The organism is Franconibacter daqui, from assembly GCF_014644275.1.
GTDB lineage: Bacteria > Pseudomonadota > Gammaproteobacteria > Enterobacterales > Enterobacteriaceae > Franconibacter > Franconibacter pulveris.
Genome location: NZ_BMKJ01000001.1, coordinates 1,911,676 through 1,928,893 on the forward strand (window position 1 = coordinate 1,911,676; position 17,218 = coordinate 1,928,893).

General features: G+C 55.1%; 17 protein-coding genes and 1 riboswitch. Of the genes, 6 read left to right on the top strand and 11 right to left on the bottom strand.

What is annotated here, in order from left to right:
* The first annotated feature begins 178 nt into the window (after positions 1 to 178).
* Positions 179 to 279, top strand: a riboswitch (yybP-ykoY riboswitch).
* A gap of 81 nt (positions 280 to 360) precedes the next feature.
* The gene (mntP, locus tag IEX01_RS09040; RefSeq protein WP_024561622.1) at positions 361 to 927 is read left to right on the top strand and encodes a manganese efflux pump MntP; all 567 of its coding nucleotides are present in this window, start codon (positions 361 to 363) and stop codon (positions 925 to 927) included.
* Here the strand turns inward: mntP and rlmA are convergent.
* The 6 genes from rlmA to mgrB form a co-directional block, all read right to left on the bottom strand.
* Entirely contained in the window at positions 924 to 1,739 is an 816-nt protein-coding gene (gene rlmA / locus IEX01_RS09045) for a 23S rRNA (guanine(745)-N(1))-methyltransferase (protein ID WP_188723699.1), read from the bottom strand. The genes mntP and rlmA overlap by 4 nt on opposite strands.
* A gap of 158 nt (positions 1,740 to 1,897) precedes the next feature.
* Positions 1,898 to 2,107, bottom strand: coding sequence for a transcription antiterminator/RNA stability regulator CspE (gene cspE / locus IEX01_RS09050; protein WP_001062678.1), 210 nt, complete (start codon positions 2,105 to 2,107; stop codon positions 1,898 to 1,900).
* 40 nt (positions 2,108 to 2,147) lie between these two features.
* Positions 2,148 to 2,264: a DUF2627 domain-containing protein gene (locus IEX01_RS09055; protein WP_049293386.1), complete on the bottom strand. Its 117-nt coding sequence runs from the start codon at positions 2,262 to 2,264 to the stop codon at positions 2,148 to 2,150.
* 523 nt (positions 2,265 to 2,787) lie between these two features.
* A complete protein-coding gene (locus IEX01_RS09060; RefSeq protein WP_188723700.1) occupies positions 2,788 to 3,789 on the bottom strand; it encodes an MBL fold metallo-hydrolase in 1,002 nt (333 codons plus the stop codon).
* Between the two features lie 21 nt (positions 3,790 to 3,810).
* Complete coding sequence (locus IEX01_RS09065) at positions 3,811 to 4,095, bottom strand: YebO family protein (RefSeq protein WP_024561625.1); 285 nt, start codon at positions 4,093 to 4,095, stop codon at positions 3,811 to 3,813.
* 73 nt (positions 4,096 to 4,168) lie between these two features.
* A complete protein-coding gene (gene mgrB, locus IEX01_RS09070; protein ID WP_024555743.1) occupies positions 4,169 to 4,312 on the bottom strand; it encodes a PhoP/PhoQ regulatory lipoprotein MgrB in 144 nt (47 codons plus the stop codon).
* A 159-nt stretch (positions 4,313 to 4,471) separates the two neighbouring features.
* On the opposite strand from mgrB, the gene IEX01_RS09075 reads away from it, so the two are divergent.
* On the top strand, positions 4,472 to 4,705 hold the full coding sequence (locus tag IEX01_RS09075; RefSeq protein ID WP_024555744.1) for a YobH family protein: 234 nt from the start codon (positions 4,472 to 4,474) through the stop codon (positions 4,703 to 4,705).
* 34 nt (positions 4,706 to 4,739) lie between these two features.
* Here IEX01_RS09075 and kdgR read toward each other — a convergent pair whose 3' ends face one another.
* Entirely contained in the window at positions 4,740 to 5,531 is a 792-nt protein-coding gene (gene kdgR, locus IEX01_RS09080) for a DNA-binding transcriptional regulator KdgR (protein WP_024555745.1), read from the bottom strand.
* A gap of 175 nt (positions 5,532 to 5,706) precedes the next feature.
* Between kdgR and IEX01_RS09085 the strand changes: the two genes are divergently transcribed.
* Positions 5,707 to 7,101 carry an MFS transporter gene (locus IEX01_RS09085; protein WP_188723701.1) on the top strand — a complete coding sequence of 465 codons (1,395 nt, stop codon included), beginning with the start codon at positions 5,707 to 5,709 and terminating at the stop codon, positions 7,099 to 7,101.
* 55 nt (positions 7,102 to 7,156) lie between these two features.
* On the opposite strand, the gene htpX is transcribed toward IEX01_RS09085, so the two are convergent.
* The 4 genes from htpX to msrC form a co-directional block, all read right to left on the bottom strand.
* Positions 7,157 to 8,038, bottom strand: a complete 882-nt coding sequence (gene htpX / locus IEX01_RS09090) for a protease HtpX (protein WP_188723702.1) — start codon at positions 8,036 to 8,038, stop codon at positions 7,157 to 7,159.
* A 197-nt stretch (positions 8,039 to 8,235) separates the two neighbouring features.
* The gene (gene prc, locus IEX01_RS09095) at positions 8,236 to 10,284 is read right to left on the bottom strand and encodes a carboxy terminal-processing peptidase (protein WP_024555748.1); all 2,049 of its coding nucleotides are present in this window, start codon (positions 10,282 to 10,284) and stop codon (positions 8,236 to 8,238) included.
* A 19-nt stretch (positions 10,285 to 10,303) separates the two neighbouring features.
* The gene (gene proQ, locus IEX01_RS09100; RefSeq protein ID WP_028019878.1) at positions 10,304 to 10,990 is read right to left on the bottom strand and encodes an RNA chaperone ProQ; all 687 of its coding nucleotides are present in this window, start codon (positions 10,988 to 10,990) and stop codon (positions 10,304 to 10,306) included.
* 100 nt (positions 10,991 to 11,090) lie between these two features.
* Complete coding sequence (gene msrC / locus IEX01_RS09105; RefSeq protein WP_048888663.1) at positions 11,091 to 11,585, bottom strand: free L-methionine (R)-S-oxide reductase MsrC; 495 nt, start codon at positions 11,583 to 11,585, stop codon at positions 11,091 to 11,093.
* A 125-nt stretch (positions 11,586 to 11,710) separates the two neighbouring features.
* On the opposite strand from msrC, the gene yebS reads away from it, so the two are divergent.
* From yebS to rsmF, 3 genes are all read left to right on the top strand, one after another.
* Positions 11,711 to 12,994: a membrane integrity lipid transport subunit YebS gene (yebS, locus tag IEX01_RS09110; protein WP_024555751.1), complete on the top strand. Its 1,284-nt coding sequence runs from the start codon at positions 11,711 to 11,713 to the stop codon at positions 12,992 to 12,994.
* Positions 12,963 to 15,596, top strand: coding sequence for a PqiB family protein (locus tag IEX01_RS09115; RefSeq protein ID WP_024555752.1), 2,634 nt, complete (start codon positions 12,963 to 12,965; stop codon positions 15,594 to 15,596). Before yebS ends, IEX01_RS09115 begins: the two co-directional genes overlap by 32 nt.
* A 75-nt stretch (positions 15,597 to 15,671) precedes the next feature.
* Positions 15,672 to 17,120: a 16S rRNA (cytosine(1407)-C(5))-methyltransferase RsmF gene (rsmF, locus tag IEX01_RS09120; protein ID WP_024560714.1), complete on the top strand. Its 1,449-nt coding sequence runs from the start codon at positions 15,672 to 15,674 to the stop codon at positions 17,118 to 17,120.
* Positions 17,121 to 17,218: the final 98 nt, after the last annotated feature.

Sequence of the window (17,218 nt, forward strand, 5' to 3'; positions counted from 1 at the left end):
TATCTTCGGCGTTTAAAAAATAAACTGCGATATAGCCATTGCTATATTGCTGCCCGCTTTAATTAATCCACATTGCGTAACAGTACATTCACAATGAGATAAATGAAACGCGTTATCGCTAATGAATTAAAATAATAATCTCGTTTGTTGTCTCGCAACGCTTAATTATGTTAAGGTTGCGGCCGTCGTTGGGGAGTAGCCGATTTCTGTAAAAGGAAATGTACGCGTCAACATACTCGTTGAAAAACGTGGCGCGTACGGACTGACAGCCCGTCAGTCAGGCGAGACCATAGGCACGCTAACTGCTGTTTACTGGGGGCAGTGCGCGTGTATATGGAAAACCCCGGTCAGGACGTTGTGATGAATCTTTCCGCCACCCTACTTCTCGCCTTCGGCATGTCGATGGATGCGTTCGCTGCCTCCATTGGTAAAGGCGCTACGCTGCACAAACCCCGTTTTACTGAAGCGCTACGCACAGGTCTTATTTTTGGCGTTATAGAAGCGATCACCCCGCTGGTCGGTTGGACGCTTGGACAAGTCGCTACGCATTTCGTGATGGAATGGAACCACTGGGTTGCCTTTGTCCTGCTTGTCTTCCTCGGCGCGCGAATGATTATCGAAGGGGTACGCGGCTGTGGAGAAGATGACATGGCGCCGCTGCGTCGCCATAGCTTCTGGCTACTTGTCACCACGGCATTCGCCACCAGCCTCGATGCCATGGCGGTGGGCGTAGGTCTCGCTTTCCTGCAGGTCAATATTCTCTATACTGCGCTCGCTATTGGCTGCGCCACGCTCATTATGTCTACGCTCGGCATGATGGTCGGCCGTTTTATCGGCCCGCTGCTTGGCAAACGGGCCGAAATTTTAGGCGGACTGGTGTTGATTGGCATCGGATGCCAGATCCTCTGGAGCCACTTCGCCGGTTAAGCCTCACGAACCCAGACGCGCAGACAAAAATCGGTTTCACAATGAAAGATGTCCTGCCGACGCAGCTGCTCCCCTACTTCCGGACGCGCGCGCCAGGCAAATGGCGTCATCTGTAATAGCGCGGCGGCCTCGTTGCCCGTAAGCGCCATCGGATAGCTCAGTTCGCTCTGCTGAAGGCGACGAAAACCCGGCAGCGTTTCGTTATCCGTCTCGTGCAGCAGCACATTCTCATAAATCAATCCCTTGAGCTGAACCAGATGCCGCGGTCCGGGCGCCACGGTTATCACCACTCCGCCTGTCTTAACGACCCGCGCCAGTTCCCCGGCGTTGCAGGGCGCGTAAATACGAATAACCGCATCCAGAGAGGCATCGGCAAAAGGCAAACGATGGCTGGAGGCAACGCAGAACTGCGCCTGCGGATAGCGTTTCGCCGCAAAGCGGATGGCCGTTTTGGAGACATCAAGGCCAAATGCCTGCGCTCCTCTGGCGGCGGCGATGTCCGCAAACCTGGCTGTGTAGTACCCTTCCCCACAGCCGATATCCAGCACCGCTTCGGCCTGCTCCGGCAGTGCTTTGCTCAGCGCCTCGCCGACCGCCTGGCGCAGCGCGTCATAATGGCCAGCCTCCAGAAAAGCGCGTCGCGCCAGCATCATTTCCGCGCTATCGCCTGGATCTTTGGACCGCTTATGCTGAACTGGCAGCAGGTTGACATACCCTTCTTTCGCCTTGTCGAACTGATGCCCGTGCGGGCAACGATAGCTTTTCGCTTCCGCCTTCAACGGGGCGTGACAAAGCGGGCAAATAAAAGACATAACGACTCCGGCGCAACTGAAAGGCCGAAAGTGTAGCGCGATTTAGTAGGTGGGGAAACGCTGGATAAACAGCGGCAGGAAAACAAAAGCCCCGCAAAAGCGAGGCTTTAGACTCTGACTTGTGCGCGCCAAGCAACACAAGGTCAGCGCTTATGCGATCAGATAGCAGTTACGTTAACTGCTGCCGGACCTTTCTGGCCGTCCTGAATTTCGAACTCAACGTTCTGACCTTCAGCCAGGGTTTTGAAGCCGTTACCCTGGATTGCAGAGAAATGTACGAATACATCTTTGCTGCCGTCTGCCGGGGTAATGAAACCAAAACCTTTAGACTCGTTGAACCACTTAACTTGACCTTTAATCTTTGCCATTTTGCAAATTCCTTAAGAGTATTTTCATCGCCCGCAGGCATTACTGAGATAAAACTGAGACATTACTGCATGAGGCACTAAAATAAGGTTCGGCAGAGAAGCGGTATTCAACGACAACGTGTTTACTCAGGACTTCTTTACTGAAAATGCCACACATAAACAGAACTGTACCTCGTTTGACCCACAAGTTGTTATCACATACAACGTAAATAATGGCAAGCCATTTTTAAACGTGTCTCGATCTAACGCACATATTCAGAGTTAGCTAACAAAGCGTCTGGTTGAGGCGCCAGTTATCGTAGCTAACACTCTGCCGCTTAACGTTTTTCGTTTCGCTGCGAGTTATGCCCGTTGAGGACTTTTTTACCATAGCTCAATAGCTTCGGTTCGTCCAGACGACTAAGAACATTCTTAAACGCAAAAAAGCATATGGTTATAATTTTTATCTTTTCTTTAATAAAAAATACTGATACCCGTTATTACCTGCAAGGCTGATTAGGTATCCAGCGGCAGATTAAGGTGTACAAAGGAATAAGGGTTGTACAATTTTAATAATATAGTGCACCAAAATAATGACGATTTAATGACGCTGCATCAAAACGAGGCGGCTTCGCGCTTCGAATATAAGTTATATCGCCAGTAAAGCATGAATTTATTATGCGTGAGCGCCTGTTTAATAATTAAAGCTTATTGCCAGGCAAGGATAAATATTGACCGATTTTAAGAGGGGAAAACGTTTCGCTCTTTTCTTGCTGCTTTTCCAGCTCAGCCAGCAACTCTCGCGGCGGCGCGTCAAGCGACTCATCGGTAAGTTCAAATACCCCCCAGTGAATAGGAACGCTCAGCGGGCGGCCTAACTGCTGCCACAGGCGCACCGCATTTTCAGGGTCCATATGGTGGGGCCACATAAACCAGCGTGGCGCATAAGCGCCGATAGGAATAGCCGCGGCATCCAACGGGCCGAGGCGCTCAGGAATTTGCAACAACTCCGGCATATAGCCCGTATCGCCGCTAAACCAAAAGCGCAGCGCGCTGCTTTGCGCAACCCAGCCGCACCACAAGGTGCGATCCCTATCCCATAATGTTCGCATGCTCCAGTGCTGTGCGGGCACACAGGTTACCGTCAGCCCTTGCCAGCTAACACTTTGCCACCAGTCCAGCTCCGTCACTTTTTTTATGCCGAGGCGGGCGAACCAGCGCCCCAGCCCCAACGGCACAAAAAACTGGACCTGCGGAAACCGCCGGTGAAGCTGACGCACCGTGGCGCGATCGAGATGGTCGTAATGGTTATGAGAAATAAAGATGGCGTCGAGCGCGGGAAGCTCGGACGGTGTCAGCGCCAGCGGCGTTTTGCGTAATGGCCCGTAAAATGTCAGCGGCGACGCACGCCTCGAAAAAACCGGATCGGTAAGAATGTAGAGCCCGTTAATGCGCAGTAATAAAGAGGCATGGCCAAGCCACCACATCCCATCCTCTTCTCCCCTGATTTCCGCTCTTTGCCACCACTGTTGCAGGAACGCGTCATAACCGCCCTGTGGTGGATGCGGAAGCCCCTGGGCTTTCCGCTCTTTCTGCCAGCGCTCGACGTCGCCCGGCTGATGACCGACAGGCGAAAGGTTACGAAAACCTTCAGGCGAGTGATGAGGTTGGGCAGGATTAAACCAGGGATTGCGCCAGGCCATAGCTTCTCCGCCAGAGTAGGTTTAACGCTCGGCCACCAGACGGACAAAATCATCAGCGGGCGGCTGTGGTTTTTCCGCAGATTCCGCCGCCGCGGCATCCGGCTCGTTGGCTTCACAAAGACGCCGCAGCAGGGCGTTTTGCCGTTTTTGCTGATCGAGCAGCGCTTCGAGCAGTTCAATTTGCTCATTGGCTCTGACGCTTGCCCGGTTCACAAAGAACCAGACTATCAGCCCTACAAGCGTAACCAGCAGAGAAAGAGCAAGCGCAGCGATATTCAATGCGCCGGAGTTCATTAATTCGTTCATGTTGCTACCTCAGAAAGACGGGCCATTCTACCACTGCCCGCAGCCAAGGAAATCATTTCCGAAAAAAATGCGCTTACCAGGGAATAAACTTGTTAATCGTGCAAATACCGCTGAAAAACTGAACATCCTGATCGCACATTACATTCAACATCTGCGTCCATAGCAATAAACAGGCCACCAGCACGGCCAGCAAAATAGCCCACCTGAATTTTTTCACTACCCTCTCCGCTTTTGTGCATTACCAGGGCAGCTTACCCCATGCACCTTAAACCAAAGGTCACTGTATCCTTAAGTGGTTAATTTAGGAATCATCGACTTGTTACGCAACGTAAAGAGCTGCAGGCTCAATAAAAAACAACGATATAAGGAGAAAAGGATGCGGACAATAGTAAGACTTGCTGGCCTCCTGGCGTTGGCCTGGCTGGCTCTTTTGTTCAGCGGATATGGGGTAATCATTTCCAGTACAGAAAACGCAGCGGGTATGGGACTGGAGTGTCGCTATCTGACTGCCCGCGATGTCGTGACCCGGCAGTTTATTCATACCGACAGCGGCTTAATCGGCGTGACCGCCTGCCCGCTGCTGCATAAAGTGGAAAAAGTGGTGGATTAAAAAAATAAGCCGCAGACAGGCTGCGGCTTGTTTCTCAGAACGGATAGCTATTGTAGCCCATTTGCTCAGAGATTTTGCGGGCGGCGTTATGCAGGATTTCTACATACTCGTGCAGACGCTCTTCAGAAAAACGCAGCGTCGGGAAGGAGATGCTGAGACCTGCGATGACCACGCCAAAGCGGTCGAATACCGGTACGGCAATGCAGCGCAGCCCTTCTTCCTGCTCTTCATTATCTTCGCCATACCCCTGCTCACGCACTTTATCCAGCACAGTCAGCAGCTCATCGGTACTGGTGATAGTGCGGGCCGTGCTGCGGGTGTATTCGACGCCGGAGAGGATCTGCTTTACCTCATCCCGGTCGCGCCAGGCGAGCAACACTTTACCAATCGCCGTGCTGTAAAGCGGGTTACGGCGGCCAATGCGCGAATACATGCGCAGGTTATACATAGAGTCGATTTTATGGATGTAAACGATGCTGTCTTCATCCAGCGCGCCCAGGTGAATCGTCTCTTTGGTAAGACGTGAAAGTTCACGCATCTGAATATCCGCGCTGCGGATAAGATCGACATTCTGTAAAGCGCGCGCGCCCAGTTCAAACAGTTTTAACGTCAGAGAATATTTTTCCGACTCGCCTTCCTGGGCAACATAACCCAACGATTTCATGGTCTGCAAAAAGCGGTAAACGGTGCTTTTTGACATCATGACGCGTTGCGACAACTCGGTGATACCAATTTCACGTTCTTCGCCCAGAGCCTGAAGAATGCCAAAGACCTTCAGAACCGAAGAGACGGAGTCCGGTTGTTTATCCAAATCTGCGATTGCCATTGATCACCTCAGATCGCATTTGTTTTATAAAAATCAGAACCGGTTTTTATTATAATTTCGCGCTACTTGTGCCGCAATGAATCTCTGCCCGTTGGTTACAAATCTGCGACATAAAACCGAAATAAAGTATGTCAAACTCCTCTTTTCCATCACTATTACAGAGACGCATCGAATTATGGTGTCAACAAAACCGCTCGCTGCGGGTAAACCGGTGGCGGAGGGGCTGCCCTTGCCACAACGCTATGGGGCGATTTTAACCATCGCTATCGGGATCATGATGGCAGTGCTTGACGGCGCTATTGCAAATGTCGCGCTGCCAACCATTGCGCAGGATTTGTATGCTTCGGCGGCCAGTAGCATCTGGATAGTCAACGCTTACCAGATAGCCATTGTCATTTCACTACTTTCGCTCTCTTTCCTCGGGGATATGATTGGCTACCGGAGGGTTTATCAGTGGGGTCTGGTAGTGTTCACGTTGACCTCGCTATTTTGCGCCCTGTCGCACAGTCTGGAGATGCTGACCTTCGCCCGCGTGTTGCAAGGTTTTGGCGGCGCGGCGCTGATGAGTGTGAACACCGCGCTGATTCGTCTTATTTATCCCGCACGACATCTGGGCCGGGGCATGGGCATCAACTCCTTTATTGTTGCAGTCTCCTCTGCGGCAGGCCCAACAATTGCTGCGGCTATCCTCTCTGTAACAAACTGGCAATGGCTATTTTTGATCAACGTTCCGCCTGGGCTCGTGGCGCTGGTGCTGGCGTTACGCTTTTTGCCGCCAAATCCGCAGAAAGCCATGCAGCAACGCTTTGATTTGCCGAGCGCCGTGATGAATGCGCTGACTTTCGGCTTGCTTATTACCGCGCTTAGCGGTTTCGCTCAGGGGCAACCGCTAAGCTGGGTGCTTGCTGAACTGGCGGCGCTGCTGGTCGTCGGCGTTGTTTTTGTACGCCGTCAGTTGCGTCTGCCCGTACCGCTATTACCCATTGATCTGCTGCGTATTCCGCTTTTTTCGCTCTCTATCGGCACCTCGGTGTGCTCTTTTTGCGCCCAAATGCTGGCAATGGTCTCGCTGCCCTTCTTTTTACAAACGGTGTTGGGGCGCTCAGAGGTGGAGACGGGATTGCTGCTGACGCCATGGCTGCTCGCCACGATGGTGATGGCGCCGCTGGCCGGGCATTTAATTGAACGAGTGCATGCGGGCCTGCTTGGCGCCGCTGGGCTTGCGATAATGGCCTGCGGGCTTTTCGCGTTGGCGCTGCTGCCGCAAAACCCAACCGATGCCGACATTATCTGGCGTATGGTGTTGTGCGGCGCGGGTTTCGGGCTTTTTCAGTCTCCTAACAACCACACGATTATCTCTTCTGCCCCCCGCCAGCGCAGCGGCGGTGCCAGCGGTATGCTGGGTACGGCGCGCCTGCTTGGGCAGAGCAGCGGCGCGGCGCTGGTGGCGCTGATGTTCAATCAGTTCGCTGGCGCGGGCACTCACGCTTCATTGCTGCTCGCAGGCGGGCTGGCGACGCTCGCCGCGATAATCAGCGGGCTTCGCGTTACTCAACCGCGCGTTGCATAAAAAAAGCGTGCCCGAGGCACGCTTTTTCATTTACAGCGGCGGCAATTCCGTCCGCTTATTTCAGATACTGTCCGCTGCGCAGCGCTTCGATGCGTTTATCTAACGGCGGGTGCGTCATGAACAACTCGCTCAGGGATTTGGACTTCCCATTAATGCAGAACGCCATCATGCTGCTGGCTTCCTGCGGCTCATAGCTGGTTTTCAGACGCTGAAGCGCGGCAATCATCTTCTCGCGGCCCACCAGTTTCGCCGAGCCCGCATCGGCGTGGAACTCGCGGTAGCGGGAGAACCACATGGTAATGATGCTTGCAAGAATACCGAACACCAGTTCCAGTACGGTTGCGACAGCAAAATAGATAAGCGGGTTGCCGTTGCTCTCTTCACCCTCGTCGCGGTTGCCGCCAAGAAAACCGGCCGCAATCTGCGCAATAATACGAGAGATAAAGATAACGAAGGTGTTTACCACGCCCTGAATCAGCGTCATGGTCACCATATCGCCGTTCGCGATGTGGCTTATCTCATGGGCAATAACCGCTTCCGCTTCGCCACGGCTCATGTTCTGCAACAGCCCGGTGCTTACCGCCACCAGCGAAGCGTCTCGCCGCGCGCCCGTCGCAAAAGCGTTGATATCGGGCGCGTGGTAGATGGCCACCTGCGGCATAGCGATGCCCGCCTGACGTGACTGTTGGGCGACGGTATCCATCAGCCAGCGTTCTGTATCATTACGCGGCTGCTCAATAACCTCTCCCCCTACCGAACGCAGCGCCATCCATTTGGACATCAGTAGCGAAACGAAGGATCCGCCGAAACCAAACAACAGCGCCATAATTAACAGCCCTTGCACGCTGCTGGACTGAATTCCTGTCAGGCTGAGCACCAGCCCGAAGACAACCATGACCGCAAGGTTGGTCAACAGGAAAAGCGCGATTCGCATCATAATTTTCTTTTTACCTCGGTTTAACAATACGCCTTATGCGGTTACACACATCGTAGGGTTCCGCGCGCCATTTTCAAGCGTAGCGCCAAAGCAAGTGCCTAAAAATACGTAACTTTACATTTTGTAGCATTTTGCTGACGGCGGTCATATAAAGGTAAAAAAACAGGCACATTTTCATGTGCCTGTTTGCGGTAGGATTATTGACTGGCTGCGGGTTTTTCCGGTGCTTTCGCCTTTTCCAGATGCGCCAGGTCAAGGGCGATATGGACGGTTTCATCCAGATACGGATCCGGCTCCTGGTAATCCTTAGGCAGGTCTTCAAGCTTTGAAAGAGGCGGTTTGCCCGCACGCTTGTAGCGATCGTTAATACGCGCCAGACGCGTCGCGTCCTCTTCCTGGTTCTCTTTCTCACGCTGGGCAAGATTGAGCGAAACCTGGTTACGCTTCTCTTTCAGCGCATTGAAACGCGCAATATCCTTAATGATGTACTGGAATTCCGGATCTTTAGCGATACGCTCATTGTGGTCTTTAAGCAGTTCCGGCCCAAACGGCGTCAGATCGCCAGACTTCACAAAGGTCGCCGCATTAATGCTATCCCATGGCAGCGCGTTATCCTCGAATTTCTCCCCGGTTTCGGTCTCTTCGTTACCGGTCGGCATCATGATATCCGGCGTCACGCCCTTACGCTGCGTGCTGCCGCCGTTGATGCGGTAGAATTTCTGGATGGTGTACTGCACGGACCCCAGCGCTGGCCATTCCGGACGCAGCATCTGATCGTAGATACGATTCAGAGAGCGATACTGCTGCACGGTGCCCTTGCCGAACGTCGGTTCGCCGACAATCAGCGCACGACCGTAATCCTGCATCGCCGCCGCAAAGATTTCCGAAGCGGAAGCGCTGAAGCGGTCGACCATCACCACCAGCGGGCCTTTGTAATAAACCACACCGTCGTTGTCGCTATCTTCACGCACCTTGCCGTTGTTATCACGCACCTGCACAACCGGGCCGCCGGGTATAAACAGGCCGGAGAGCGAAACCGCTTCGGTCAACGCGCCGCCGCCGTTAGAGCGCAGGTCGATAATCACGCCGCTGACGTTCTGCTTCTCAAGCTTCTGCAGTTGCACTTTAACGTCATCGGTCAGACCGACATAGAAGCCAGGAATATCCAGTACGCCGATTTTCTCTTTGCCGACCGTTTTCACCGTCATTTTAACCGCGCGGTCTTCAAGACGAATACGCTCACGCGTAAGCGTAATGATTCGGGTCTTGGTGCCTTTACCCGCCGGCAGGATCTCCAGGCGCACTTTGCTGCCCTTAGGCCCTTTAATAAGCGCAACGACATCATCAAGACGCCAGCCGATCACATCCTGCATCTGCTGACCCACCTGCCCAACGCCTACGATACGGTCGCCAACGCTGATAGCCTTGCTTTTCGCCGCCGGGCCGCCCGCAACCATGGAATTGATTACGGTGTAATCTTCATCCATTTGCAACACGGCGCCGATCCCCTCCAGAGAGAGGCTCATTTCGGTGTTGAATTGCTCAGTATTACGCGGAGAAAGGTAGTTGGTATGCGGATCTATCTCATGAGCGAAGGCCGTCATCGCCAGGGAGAAGACATCTTCGCTGTTGGTTTGCGCCAGTCGACGAATGGCGAACTTGTAACGCTTGGTCAGCGTTTCGCGAATTTCTTTATCGCTTTTACCGGTGAGCTTCAGGCTCAGCTCGTCGAATTTGACTTTGCTGTCCCAGAGCTGGTTTAACGCTTCTTCGCTTTTCGGCCACGGCGCTTTGCTGCGGTCTACTTCAAAGGTGTCGTTACCGGTGAAATCCATCGGTCGTTCCAGCACCTTTAACGCGTACTGGTAACGTTCAAAACGGCGCTTCTGCGCGAGGTTATAGAGATCGTAGAAAACCTCCAGTTTCCCGGTGCGCAGCTCATCGCCGATTTCATTTTTCTTTTTTGAAAACTGTTCGACGTCGCTCGCCAGCAGAACGTTGTGGCTATAGTCCAGCAGGTTCAGATAGCGGTCGAAAATTTTTGCCGAAAAGGCGTTATCGAGGTCGAACTGGCGGTAATGAGAGCGGGTAAAACGGGAAGTAACGCGCTCGCTCACCGTTGCGTGCTGAGGCTCTTCTTTTAAAACTGGAATCTGGTCAGCACGAGTAATGTCGTCCACAGCCAGCGCCTGGCCTGCCATAAGCAGCAGGCCAGCGACGGCGGTGAGCTTAAAAAAAGTGTTCATGCCCTGGTTGACCTCCGTTTCAGAACAGTAAGTGTTCTGCGCGTACAATCATCGACATACCAGAAGTCAGCTGTACACGGACGCCATCTTTGGTGATTTCCTGCACGGTGGCATCCATCGCGTTATTGCCCGCCTTCACTTTGATAGCCTGCCCGACGGAGAGCGCAGAAATATCGGAAACGGGAGTATGGCGTTCTTCACGCGGCGCGCGCGGCGCTTTGTCCGCCGGTTTAGCCGCGCGAGGTTTGCGCTCGGCGTTCTCTTTACGACGAGGCGCAGGGCGCGGTTTACGCTCACGGCGCGGCGTCTCTTCGCCTTCGCCCGCGGCGGCAGCGGCTTCACGCTTTTTGGCCTGCTGTTCGGCGCGCTGGGCCTGAACGCGCGCCTTCGCTTCTTCAAGCTGCTGACGCGCATGCTCGACATGCTGTTCGTCCAGCTCGCCGCACGGGTTGCCATCAAGATCCACGCGAGTCGCGCCCGCCTTGATGCCGTGCAGATAGCGCCAGCTTGAAGTGTAAAGACGTAATGCGGAACGAAGCTGCGTTTTGCTGAGGTTCATCTCGCCCTCAACGCGCGCGACCAAATCCTGAAAGATACCAATCTTCAGAGGACGCGCTTCACCTTCGGCGCTGAAGCACTGAGGAAAACGCTCAGCCAGAAAGGCGATAACTTCTTTACTGCTATTCAACTTAGGTTGATTTTCCATGAAATTTCCTGATTACAACGGATGTTGCCAACAAGCCGCAGGCATGAACAGGCGTCATTATAATGACGCCATCGCTAAATGCCACGTTATCCGTTGTTTATCATGCGAACGTCGCAAAGAATTTTTTAAAATCGGTGCTGGCGATGACCTTCTCAAGGTGTCCTGCCAGCTCCCGCAACCCTTGCTCATCGTCAGCATCGAAGCGGTTAAAGAGGGTACTGTCGATATCAAGCACGCCGATAGTCTGGTTCTCAATCCGCAGCGGCAGGACGATTTCCGCGTTGCTTGCGGCATCGCAGGCGATATGGCCGTCGAAAGCGTGCACATCGTCAACGCGCTGCACTTCGCCAGTGGCGACTGCCGTCCCGCAGACGCCGCGGCCTACCGGAATGCGCACGCAGGCGATTTTGCCCTGAAAGGGACCGAGCACCAGCGTATCGCCTTCCAGCAGATAGAAACCTGCCCAGTTAACGCCTTCGAGGCGTTCGAAAAGCAGCGCGCTGGTGTTCGCGAGCGTTGCCAGGAAACTGGTTTCCCCTGCCATCAGTGCCTGAAAATCGCGGTTCAAATCCGCATAAAAGTCTGTTTTGTTCATTGTTTGTTCACTTAGTGTCTAACTTAATTGCTGGCTTATTAAAATAAGCATTAAATGCGTTCATGCTCAAGATGAATCATTTCATGCGTTAATATATAGAAACCTGATAAAAAGAATTGACCTGGATGGCTCTTAAATCTACCGCGGCGCCAGCTCGCAAAAAATTAAAGGTTCACGCCATCGGCGAACCGTTGCCTTACGAACACTATCAACGTTGCCCGCAATGCGACATGCTTTTTTTGTTGCCGGTAGTGTCATCCCGTCAGACGGCGCACTGTCCGCGCTGCGACGCGAAGATCCGTGACGGACGCGACTGGTCGCTGACTCGCCTGGCGGCGATGGCTACCACCATGCTGTTGTTGATGCCGTTCGCCTGGGGCGAGCCACTGCTGCGCCTCTATCTGCTCGGCACGCGCATCGACGCTAACCTGATGCAAGGCATCTGGCAGATGGCGCGCCAGGGCGATACGCTCACCGCGGCGATGGTGCTGTTCTGCGCCGTAGGCGCGCCCGCGACCCTTGTCGCCTCTATCGCCTGGCTCTGGTTCGGTAATATTCTCGGCATGAATTTGCGCCCGGTGTTGCTGATGCTCGACAGGCTCAAAGAGTGGGTGATGCTGGATATTTATCTGGTGGGGATAGGCGTCGCCTCAATCAAGGTGCGCGATTACGCCTGGCTTGAACCCAGCATCGGTCTGCTCGCCTTCGTGGCGCTGGTTATCTTAAGCGTGATGACGATAATTCATCTCAACGTCGAGCAACTCTGGGAGCGTTTTTATCCCCAGCGGCCCACCACTCGCCTGCAGGAAAATATCCGCGTCTGCCTGGGCTGTCATTACACCGGCGTGCCGGACCGGCGAGGCCGTTGCCCGCGCTGCCATATCCCCCTGCGCGCGCGTCGTCGGCACAGCATTCAAAAAAGCTGGGCTGCGCTTATCGCCGCGCTGGTGCTGTTATTGCCTGCCAATTTGCTGCCAATCTCAGTGATTTACATTAACGGCGGACGGCAGGAAGACACCATTATGTCGGGCATTATTTCGCTCGCAGACAGCAACATCGCCGTCGCGGGCGTGGTGTTTATCGCCAGTATTCTGGTGCCGTTTACGAAAGTTATCGTGCTGCTGACGCTGCTTGTCAGCATCCATTTTAAATGCCAGCAGGGCCTGAGGACCCGCATACTTCTGCTGCGTCTTGTGACCTGGATTGGTCGCTGGTCGATGCTGGATCTGTTTGTTATTTCAATCACCATGTCGCTGGTGAATCGTGACCAGTTGCTGGCGTTTACGATGGGACCCGCTGCGTTTTATTTCGGCGCAGCGGTGATTTTGACTATTCTTGCAGTTGAATGGCTGGACAGCCGCTTACTTTGGGACGCACATGAGTCAGGAAATGCCCGCTTCACAGACTGAAGCGCGAATTAAAACAAAACGCCGTATTTCGCCGTTCTGGTTGCTGCCGGTTATTGCGCTTCTGATCGCAGGCTGGCTTATCTGGACTACTTATGAAGAGCGCGGCACCACCGTCACTATCGATTTTATGTCGGCCGACGGCATCGTCGCCGGCCGCACTCCCGTGCGTTATCAGGGGGTAGAGGTCGGCACGGTGCAGGATATTCGTTTAAGCGACGATCTTAATAAAATTGAAGTTACCGTCAGCATCAAAAACGACATGAAAGACGCGCTGCGCGATCAAACCCAGTTCTGGCTGGTTACGCCTAAAGCGTCGCTTGCCGGGATTTCCGGGCTCGATGCGCTGGTGGGCGGTAACTATATCGGCATGATGCCTGGCAAAGGCGAACCGCAGGATCACTTCACTGCGCTTGATACGCAACCCAAATACCGGCTGAACAACGGCGAGCTGATGATTCACCTGCAGGCGCCCGATCTCGGTTCGCTGAACAGCGGCTCGCTGGTTTACTACCGTAAAATTCCGGTCGGCCGCGTCTATGACTATGCTATTAACACCAATAAGCAGGGCGTCACCATTGATGTGCTTATCGAGCGGCGCTTCACCAACCTTGTGAAAAAAGGCAGCCGCTTCTGGAACGTTTCAGGCGTGAAGGCCGATGTCGGCTTAAGCGGCGCGCAGGTGCAGCTTGAGAGCCTGGCGGCGCTGGTCAACGGCGCTATCGCGTTTGACTCGCCGCCCGATTCCGCCCGCGCCGAGCAGAACGATGAGTTCGGTCTGTATGAAGACCTCGCGCACAGCCAGCGCGGCGTTATCGTCCGGCTTGATTTACCGAGTGGCGCAGGGCTTAAGGCAGACAGCACGCCGCTGATGTATCAGGGGCTTGAGGTAGGTACGCTCACCAAACTCAACCTTAACCCGGGCGGCGCGGTGACCGGGGAAATGACCGTCGACCCAAGCGTGGTTAACCTGCTGCGCGACGGCACGCGCATTGAACTCAAGAGCCCTAAACTCTCGCTTAACAATCCAAACGTCAGCACCCTGCTGACCGGCAGCACGTTCGAACTGGTGCCGGGCGAAGGCAAGCCGCGCAACCATTTTGTCGTGCTGCCCGCCGACAAAACGCCATTGCAGCAGCCGAACGTGTTGACCCTCACGCTGACCGCGCCGGAAAGCTACGGCATCGACGCCGGCCAGCCGCTCATTTTGCACGGCATCCAGATAGGCCAGGTGCTGGAGCGCTCGCTTTCCGCAAAGGGCGTGAGCTTCTCTGCGGCTATCGACCCGCAGTATCGCGACCTGGTGAAAGGCGACAGCAAATTCGTGGTCAACAGCCGCGTGGATGTAAAAGTCGGCCTTGATGGCGTGGAGTTCCTCGGCGCCAGCGCAGCCGAGTGGATTAACGGCGGCATTCGCGTGCTGCCGGGCAGCAAAGGCGAAATGAAAGAAACGTATCCGCTTTTCGCCAATCTGGAAAAAGCGGTGGAAAATAGCCTGAGCGACCTGCCCACGACCACGCTTACCTTAACCGCCGACAGCCTCCCGGATGTGCAGGCGGGTTCTGTGGTGCTCTATCGGAAGTTTGAAGTGGGCGAAGTTATTACCGTTCGCCCGCGCGCCAACGCGTTTGACATCGAAGTTCACATCAAGCCCGAATATAAAAATCTGCTGACGCAGAACAGTGTGTTCTGGGCCGAAGGAGGCGCGAAAGTGCAGCTTAACGGCAGCGGCCTGACCGTGCAGGCTTCGCCGCTCTCCCGTGCGCTGAAAGGGGCTATCAGTTTCGATAACCTGAGCGGCGCGGGAGCGGGCATGTCTAAAAACGACAAGCGTATCCTCTATCCTTCGGAAACCGCCGCGCGCGCGGTGGGCAGCCAAATTACGCTGCACGCCTTTGATGCAGGCAAGCTCGCCGCAGGCATGCCGATTCGCTATCTCGGCATTAATATCGGTCAGATTGAGTCGCTGGATTTGATTACCGAGCGCAGCGAAGTGCAGGCCACCGCCGTGCTTTATCCGGAGTATGTAAAAACCTTCGCCCGCGCCGGCACCCGTTTTTCCGTGGTGACGCCGCAGATTTCCGCCGCAGGCGTTGAGCATCTCGACACAATCCTGCAGCCGTATATCAACGTCGAGCCGGGACGCGGCAAGGCGCTGCGCGACTTTGAGCTGCAGGAGACCACCATTACCGATTCGCGCTACCTTGACGGCCTGAGCATTGTGGTGGAAGCGCCGGAAGCAGGCTCGCTGAATATCGGCACGCCGGTGCTGTTCCGCGGCATGGAGGTGGGCACGGTGACCGGGCTTGCACTGGGCAGCCTTTCGGATCGCGTGATGGTTTCAATGCGTATCAGCAAGCGTTACCAGCATCTGGTGCGCGAGAACTCCGTGTTCTGGCTCGCTTCCGGCTACAGCCTCGACTTCGGCCTGACGGGGGGCGTGGTGAAAACCGGCACCTTCAATCAGTTCATCCGCGGCGGCATCGCTTTCGCCACGCCGCCGGGCACGCCGCTTGCGCCTAAAGCGCAATCCGGTAAGCACTTCCTGCTGGAAGAGAGCGAGCCGAAAGAGTGGCGTCAATGGGGCACCGCGCTGCCCCGCTAACCCTCTCGCCCCGGTGTCACGCCGGGGCGATTGTGCTACACTTCGCGCCCTCTTTTCCTGTATACGGGGTGAACTGTGGCGCAATCCGCTTCCGCTTATCTGCCTGAGGCTTTTCTTTCTGTTATCCGCGAAGCGATGCCTGAAGCGCTGTCGCTCGACGATTTTATCGCCGCCTGTCAGCGCCCGCTGCGCCGCAGCATCCGCATCAATACCTTAAAAATTAGCGTTAGCGACTTTCTTGAACGGGTCGCGCCTTATGGCTGGCAGCTCACGCCGGTTCCCTGGTGTGAAGAGGGCTTCTGGATAGATCGTGACGAAACGTCGCTGCCGCTTGGCAGCACGGCGGAGCATCTGAGCGGGCTGTTTTATATTCAGGAAGCGAGTTCGATGTTGCCTGTCGCCGCGCTTTTCGCGGACGGCAACGCGCCGCAGCGCGTCATGGACGTGGCGGCCGCGCCCGGCTCGAAGACCACGCAGATTGCGGCCCGAATGCAAAACGAAGGGGCGATTCTGGCCAATGAATACTCGGCCAGCCGCGTAAAAGTGCTGCACGCCAACCTTAGCCGGTGCGGCGTTGCGAATGTGGCGCTCACCCATTTCGACGGCCGCGTCTTCGGCGCGGCGCTGCCGGAAGCTTTCGACGCCATCCTGCTGGATGCGCCCTGCTCCGGTGAAGGGGTGGTGCGAAAAGATCCGGATGCGCTGCGCAACTGGTCGGTCGAAAGCAACCATGAAATCGCCGCTACCCAGCGCGAGCTTATCGACAGCGCGTTTCACGCGCTGCGTCCCGGCGGCACGCTGGTCTATTCAACCTGCACCCTGAACCGGGAGGAGAACCAGGCGGTCTGCCTGTGGCTGCTCTCCCGCTATCCGCAGGCGGTAGAAATTGTGCCGCTGGATGGACTTTTCCCCGAAGCGGGTAAAGCGTTGACGCCGGAAGGTTTTTTGCATGTTTTCCCGCAGGTTTACGACTGCGAAGGCTTCTTTGTCGCGCGCCTGCGTAAAACCGCATCGGTCGACGCACTGCCGAAGCCGAAATATAAGGTAGGGACGTTCCCCTTTAGCCCGCTTAAGGGGCGGGAAGCGCGTGAAGTGGCAAACGCCGCGGCGGGCGTGGGGCTCGAGTGGGACGAGACGCTCCAGCTCTGGCAGCGCGATAAAGAGGTCTGGCTTTTCCCGGCGGATATTGAACCGCTTATCGGCCAGGTCCGTTTTTCCCGCATCGGTCTGCGCCTGGCCGAACGCTTTAATAAAGGTTTTCGCTGGCAGCACGAGGCGGTAGTGGCGCTCGCCGGAACTGGCAATAAACTGGCTTTTGAGCTTAGCTTAGAAGAAGCGGGCGAATGGTATCGCGGCCGCGATATCTGGCCTGCGAACCCGCCTTCGGCGGATGAAGTTATCGTGACGTTTCAGGCGCAGCCGTTGGGACTCGCCAAACGCGTAGGCTCCCGCCTGAAAAACAGTTACCCGCGCGAACTGGTGCGCGACGGCGTATTATTCAGCGAGCTGAACGGATTCGTCTAAAAAATCGACGCCTTTAATTTGGCACTTTTTGCACAAAGGTCTACCCTGAAAAGGGAGGCCTTTACTGGTCATACCACCTGCAAACAGCCCAAGGGAGA